Below are 6,509 nucleotides of genomic sequence, written 5' to 3' on the forward strand. Positions count from 1 at the left end.
TGGGTGAGGGTGAGCAGGTTCTGGAGCATGCGGTAGGCGTGATCCCCGTCCAGGAGGCGCGCCCAGAAGTTGATCTTCCAGGCCATCGACCACCCGGTCCCCCCATCGCCGCGGAACTCGAGGGAGGTACGCGCGGCGTCGAAGAGCTCGGGCGTGGCCGGCGTGATCTCGGAGCCGGGGTGCAGCCCCCAGAGGTGGGAGACGTGGCGGTGCTTCTCCTCGGGATCGTCCCGGTCCTCCAGCCATTCCTGCAGCTGGCCGAGGCGCCCGATCTGGTTGGGGGCGATCCGCTCGCGCAGGGCGAGCAGGGTGTCGCGCAGCGCGGCGTCCACACCCAGGATCTCGCTCGCCCGAGCGGTGTTCGCGAACAGCTCGCGGATGATCTGGTGATCCATGGTGGGGCCCATCACCAACCCGCCCAGCTCGGGTGAGTTGGAGGGGCCGGAGATGAGCCAGCCCGTGCGCGGATCCTCGACCAGGTAGTCGACGAAAAAGAGCGCCGCTCCCTTCATCAGCGGATAGGCGGTCTCACGCAGGAAGTCCACGTCCCCACTGTACTGATAGTGCCACCAGAGGTGCTGAGTGAGCCAGGCACCCCCCGTCGGCCAGATCCCGTGGTTGGAGTTGTTGATGGGGGCGGTCCCGCGCCAGAGGTCGGTATTGTGGTGCAGCACCCAGCCACGGGCGCCGTAATGCTCGCGAGCAGTTTTAGCGCCGGAGGCTGCCACCTCCTTCAGCATGTCGAAGAGCGGCTGGTGGAGCTCCGGGAGCGCGGTGGGCTCCGCCAGCCAATAGTTCATCTCGGTGTTGATGTTCACCGTGTACTTGCTGTCCCACACTGGCTCGTTGCTGTCGTTCCAGATCCCCTGCAGGTTGGCGGGCTGGGTGCCCGGCCGGCTGGAGGCAATCAGCAGGTAGCGGCCGTACCGGAAGAGGAGGGCGGCGAGCGCCGGATCTTTCCCTTCGCGGAAGTGCAACACGCGCTCGTCCGTGGGAAGCGAATCGGGGGCGGGTCCCAGATCGAGCGAGACGCGTCGGAAGAGCTCCTGGTGGTCGGCGACGTGCGCCTCGCGTAGCTCCTCGAAACTCCGCGACCGCACAGCTGAGATGGTGCTGTCGTTGCGGGCGATCGGGTCGGCCGAGAGATCCCTGAAGTTCACGTAGTTCGTGGCTCCTGCCAGGATCACGGTGGCGGCGTCCGCCCCGCTGACCGTGACCAGCGTGTCCCCGATCTCCATCCGTCCCCCTTCCGGTCGTACCAGCAACCGCGCCTCGAACTCGATCCCTCCATCCTGCACCATCCCGCGCATGGAGAGCTGGTCACCCCCGACAGCCCTGCGGTACGACCAGCGGAGCGCGCTCGCGGGCGAGAGCTGGAAGTGCAGCGCGCCCCGGCGGTCGGCCGAGAGCCGCACCACGATGACATTGTCCGGATAGCTGGCGAAGACCTCGCGCGTGTAGGTAGTGTCTCCTACCCGGAAGCGGCTGGTGGCGATGGCGCGATCGAGGTCGAGCGAGCGTCGGTAGTCGAAGATTTGAGCCGAATCGAGCCCCGGGAAGGTGAGGTGGAGATCGCCGAACGCCTGGTACGCTCGCTGGCGAAGCGGCACGCTCATGAAATGGACGCTCGCGAGCTGCTCCGCCTCTCGCTGCCGGCCCGCGAAAAGGAGCTCGCGGATCCGGTCCAGGTACTTCCGGGCGCCTGGGCGATGGTACTCGTGGGGGTAGCCGGTCCAGATCGTCTCCTCGTTGAACTGGATCCGCTCGTGAACCGTCCCCCCGAAGACCATGGCGCCCAGACGGCCGTTGCCGACCGGCAACGCTTCGATCCACTGGCTCGCGGGAGTCGGGTACCAGAGCGTCAGCGAGTCCGCCACGCTCTGGGCCGCGAGGGGCCCGGCCGGGAGAGCGGCCGTGGCGGAGAAGAGGAGGCCGAAGACGAGGCGGGAACGGTTCGGGATCATCGGGCTGGACTGGGATCGGCTGAGTCGCGGCGCGCACCGGCGGACGGCGTCGGTGTCGGGATCTGGGTGACAGGGTGACAAGGTGAACGGGTGAAGGGTGAGGGCAGCTCGAGGAATTCGCTCCCCACTTTGCGTCGCGGCGGTCCGTCTGTCCACCTTGCGGCCGGTTCGTACCGCTGGAATACGTGCGCGGTCTGCGCTGGTGAGGCTATGTTGCTCGCATCATCCGTCATCCCGATCGATGCCTTGACGCCGCGACGCGAAAGAGCGTGCCTCCGGCAGACAATGATGCTCTCACTGCCCTCGATGCGTCACCGACTCTTGCGCGGCACGCACAAAAAGTTACCTCTTCGATACGAAACCGTGCGAGTGGCGCGGTAGCTTGCCTTCCGTCTCCGGCGGGATCCCCGTCCGGACCCACGTCCATCCCCTCCGAGCCTGACGATGAAGACTGATCTGGAGCGACTGATCCTCTCGGGATCGAGCACGCGGCGGGAATTCCTGGCGCACTCGGCGAAGCTGACGGCGGCAATCTCCCTCGGCGGCCTGCCGGGGATGCGGGGAGACCGCGGCTATCGAATGGCGAGTTACCCGTTCACCCTGGGGATTGCCTCCGGCGATCCGCTGCCTGACGGGTTCGTCCTCTGGACGCGCCTCGCGCCGGAGCCGCTGGAGGGGGGTGGGATGCCACCCGAGCGCGTGGCCGTGCAATGGGAGGTCGCGCGGGACGAAAACTTCCGCGTGATCGTTCGCAACGGGTCGACCGTGGCGACGCCCGAGCTGGCTCATGCCGTCCACGTGGACGTGCGGGGGCTCGAGCCCGGGCGTCCGTACTGGTACCGCTTCATGGCAGGCAACGAGGTCAGCCCCGTCGGACGGGTCTTCACGGCCCCTCCGGCCAACTCGAGCCTGCAGCAGCTGCGTTTCGCCTACGCCTCCTGCCAGAATTACCAGAACGGGTTCTACACGGCCTGGGCGCACCTGGCGGACGAGGACATCCAGCTGGTACTTCATCTCGGCGACTACATCTATGAGAGCGGCATCGCGGAAAATGCGGTGCGCCCGCACAACAGCCCGGCGGTCGAGACGCTCGAGGCGTACCGGAACCGCTACGCCCTCTACAAGACCGATCCGAACCTGCAGAGGGCGCACACCCTCTTCCCCTTCGTGGTCACCTGGGACGACCACGAGGTGATGAACAACTACGCCGGCGATTACGCGCGCGGCTGGGCGATCGGCGCGCTCCTCGCTCGCCGTGCCGCTGCTTACCAGGCCTACTACGAGCACATGCCGCTGCGCGAGCCGGCCCTACCGCACGGCGCCGACCTGCAACTCTACCGGCGGATCCGCTACGGCGATCTGATCACCTTCAACGTACTGGACACGCGGCAGTACCGCTCTCCGCAGCCATGCAACGACGGTTGGCGCTCCGATGCGGCCTGTCCCCAGGCGCACGATCCTTCCCAGACCATGCTCGGTCCGGAGCAGTGGCAGTGGCTGGAAGACGGGCTGACCAGCTCCCGCACGCGGTGGAACGTGCTCGCCCACGGTGTGCCGATCGCGCCCACCGGGCGTCCGGGCGACGACGGCCTGGAGCAGAGCATGGACAAGTGGGCGGGCTACGCCGCCGAACGCGACAGGCTCCTGCGACTGCTGCACGACGCCCCGGTGCGCAATGCGATCAGCATCGTGGGGGACGTGCACCAGAACTGGCTCTCCGAGATGAGGACGCAATTCTACACCGACGATGCCCCCATCGTCGGAGTGGAGTTCGTGGGCACCTCGATCACCTCCGGCGGCGACGGCGTCGACCGGCGTCCGGAGACCAGCGAGCCGTGGATCGCCGCCAACCCGCACGTGCTCTTCAACAACTCCCAGCGCGGCTATGTGCGCTGCACGGTGACGCCGGAGCGATGGGTCACCGACTACCGGGTGGTGGAGTATGTCTCGCGGCCCGGTGCCCCCATCAAGACGCGGGCGTCGTTCGCCGTGCAGGACGGCGTGCCGGGAGTGACGCCGGTGTAAAAGACATAATTACGAATTACGAATTACGAATCACCAATTACGAATTTTGAATTTTGAATTTTGAATTGCGAACGGGGTTTCCTTTGCGGCCTCTGGTGAAGCCTCGGTGGCCTCTGCGGTTTGACTAACTGGTTGCCGATCTGCTGACGTGCTGGCGCGTTCGCTGCGGGGGTCTCTGGCTGGTGGAAGTCAGCTGACGGGACACCCCGGGGCGTGCGTGCGATGACTACACGAGCGAGGGTCGCGGCGGGAACGGTGGGCGCGCTGGTCGCGGGTGGGATCGCCGCGGCAGGCGCGGGTCGCGCGGCGTGGGAGCGCGAGAGCGCTCGCGCGGTGGGGCGGCTGCGCGCGGCGGCGACGGCGGCGAGGAGGTTGGAGTCGGAGACGGGATCGGTCTCCGATCTACCGGTTCCTCCGAAGCCGGTACGCCGCTACCTGCGCTGGGCGATCCCGGAGGGAGCAGGGCCGGTCCGGCTCGCGCGAATCCGCTGGCGAGGGGAGTTCCGGATGCGACCGGGTGCGAAGTGGGCACCCTTCTCCGCCTACCAGGAGTACAGCCTGCGCCCGCCCGGCTTCGTCTGGGACGCGCGCATCCACCTCTTCCCGGGGATGACCGCGCGGGTGCGCGACGGCTATCTCGCCGGCGCCGGCACGGTCTCCGGTCGCCTGGGCGGCGTCTTCCCGCTGGCCCACGCTGGCGGCACCCCGGAGATCGCGCAGAGCGCGCTCGCCCGCTGGCTGGGCGAGGCCGTCTGGTTCCCGACCGCCTTGCTTCCTGGAGGTGCGGTCACCTGGCAGACCATCGACGATACCTCCGCAAGGGCCCTGGTGGTGGACTGTGAGGTTCGCGCCGAGGGAGAGTTCCGCTTCGGACCCTCCGGCGAGGTCTTCTCCGTCCGAGCGATCCGCTTCCGTGACGTCGGTGGACAGCCAGTGGCAACGCCGTTCGAAGGAAGGTTCGGCAGCTACATGTCGAACGACGGCTTCCACATCCCGCGCGAGGCGGAAGCGGCGTGGCTGTTGGAGGATGGAGCCTTCGTCTACTGGCGGGGGCGCGTGGCGGAAGTGGAATACGAGGGTTGACGAACCCGATCGCGCTATGCTCCGCACCCCTCGCCGCACGGCCGCGGCGAGGAGGCACGGCAGGGATACCGAGGCCCTAGAGGTAGGTTGCGCCCCCAAAGGAGCGAACGTGAGGCGATTCGGGTGAGGCGGGCGGTTCGAGACCGCTGCCGCCAGCGGACCTCACGAAGGGGACGTCATCGCCTGCTCGAAGGTCTCCCGATGATTGCGGAGCCAGGTCTCGAAGGTCTGCACCTGCGGGTAGAGCTCCCGAGTCCGCTCCAGATCGGGCGTGCGGTCAGGCACGAGCTTGCGGTAGTACTCGAACATGTTCGCCACATCCTGAGCGCCGGGGAAGCCGAGTGCGGCGAAGTCCTCGCGAGGCATGTGGGCGTAGCTCACCGGCCGCCCGGTGACTCGCGACATCGTCGCCGCGTACTCGTCCGGCGTCAGGTAGTCCCCCACCAGGTAGAGCGTCTTCCCCAGGAATTCCTCCGGCCGCTCGAAGATCACCGCCACCACTCCGCCGACGTCTTCGGCGCCGATCCCCGCCAGCGGTGTGTCACCCTGCGGAAAGCTGAAGCGGTAGGTGCCGTCCTCGACCCTGCGGGGCGCGAACCAGGCCAGGAAGTTGTCGAAGTAGTACGCCAGGTGGACAAAGGTCGTCGGAAGGCGAAGGCTGCGGGCGTACTGCTCCATCTCCGCCTTGATGTCGAAGTGCGGCACGGGCAGCTCGCCCCGGGTCAGCTGCGATACCGAAGGGAGCGTGCTGAAGACGAAGTGCCGCACACCCGTCGCGGCCGCGGCATCGACCAGGTTGAAGCCGTGCTCGCGCTCCCCCTCGAAGTGCTCCCAGAAGTTGGTGACCCCGTAGACGCCGTAGCACCCCTTCATCACCTCACGCAGGCGAGGTGGATCGGCGAGGTCCGCCTGTACCACCTCCGCTCCCCGCTGGCGCAGCGCCTGGGCAGCGGGAGAGCTCGGGTTCCGCGTGATGCCGCGCACCGCAAAGCGGCCGCGTTCCAACAGGTGCCGTGCTACGCTCCCACCCTGCGCCCCCGTGGCACCGGTCACCAGAATGGTCGGACGATCGTTCTGATCCGTGATATGCGGCATCGTCACCTCCAGTAGTCATCGAGGGTGGAAGGGCGGGCCAATGGCAATTTGGGCTCGGTCTCAGCCCTGCTGATTGGCCGTCGCCACCTGGTGGTGCTCGCAACTCACATTCGGGTTGAACTGCTCGAACGTCCCCCGCGGATTCTCGCGGTAGAGCCAGACGTGCAGGTCGTAGTGAGGCGCGAACATGTGTGCCTCGTCCAGATCCGTGCCAGGGTCGTCTACCATCCGGTTGAACACCTGACCCTGGAAGGACGGCGGATCGCTGTGGCCCGCCGCTTCCCACGCCTGGATGAAGACGAGATTCTCCACCCCGATCAGCTCGAGCGTGCCGTCGGCCTG

5 protein-coding genes are annotated in these 6,509 nt (G+C 67.3%); 2 read left to right on the forward strand and 3 right to left on the reverse strand.

What is annotated here, in order from left to right:
- Positions 1 to 1,964, reverse strand: a 1,964-nt coding sequence (locus VF167_02490; GenBank protein HEX6924265.1) for a glycoside hydrolase family 95 protein, incomplete at its 3' end; no start/stop codon positions are given.
- Positions 1,965 to 2,408: 444 nt separating this feature from the next.
- Here VF167_02490 and VF167_02495 point away from each other — a divergent pair.
- A complete protein-coding gene (locus VF167_02495) occupies positions 2,409 to 3,989 on the forward strand; it encodes an alkaline phosphatase D family protein (protein ID HEX6924266.1) in 1,581 nt (526 codons plus the stop codon).
- A 222-nt stretch (positions 3,990 to 4,211) separates the two neighbouring features.
- Positions 4,212 to 5,072, forward strand: a complete 861-nt coding sequence (locus VF167_02500; GenBank protein HEX6924267.1) for a DUF6544 family protein — start codon at positions 4,212 to 4,214, stop codon at positions 5,070 to 5,072.
- A 162-nt stretch (positions 5,073 to 5,234) separates the two neighbouring features.
- Here VF167_02500 and VF167_02505 read toward each other — a convergent pair whose 3' ends face one another.
- Both VF167_02505 and VF167_02510 read right to left on the reverse strand, forming a co-directional pair.
- Complete coding sequence (locus VF167_02505) at positions 5,235 to 6,167, reverse strand: NmrA/HSCARG family protein (GenBank protein HEX6924268.1); 933 nt, start codon at positions 6,165 to 6,167, stop codon at positions 5,235 to 5,237.
- Between the two features lie 60 nt (positions 6,168 to 6,227).
- A partial coding sequence (locus VF167_02510; protein HEX6924269.1) for a hypothetical protein occupies positions 6,228 to 6,509 on the reverse strand: 282 nt, incomplete at its 5' end.

Source organism: Longimicrobiaceae bacterium (assembly GCA_036375715.1).
Taxonomy (GTDB): Bacteria; Gemmatimonadota; Gemmatimonadetes; order Longimicrobiales; family Longimicrobiaceae; genus DASVBS01.

Excerpts from the sequence above, each read along its gene's own strand:
- VF167_02495 (HEX6924266.1), top strand. The coding sequence starts at position 2,409 with ATGAAGACTGATCTGGAGCGACTGATCCTCTCGGGATCGAGCACGCGG.
- VF167_02500 (HEX6924267.1), top strand. The coding sequence starts at position 4,212 with ATGACTACACGAGCGAGGGTCGCGGCGGGAACGGTGGGCGCGCTGGTC.
- VF167_02505 (HEX6924268.1), bottom strand. The coding sequence starts at position 6,167 with ATGCCGCATATCACGGATCAGAACGATCGTCCGACCATTCTGGTGACC.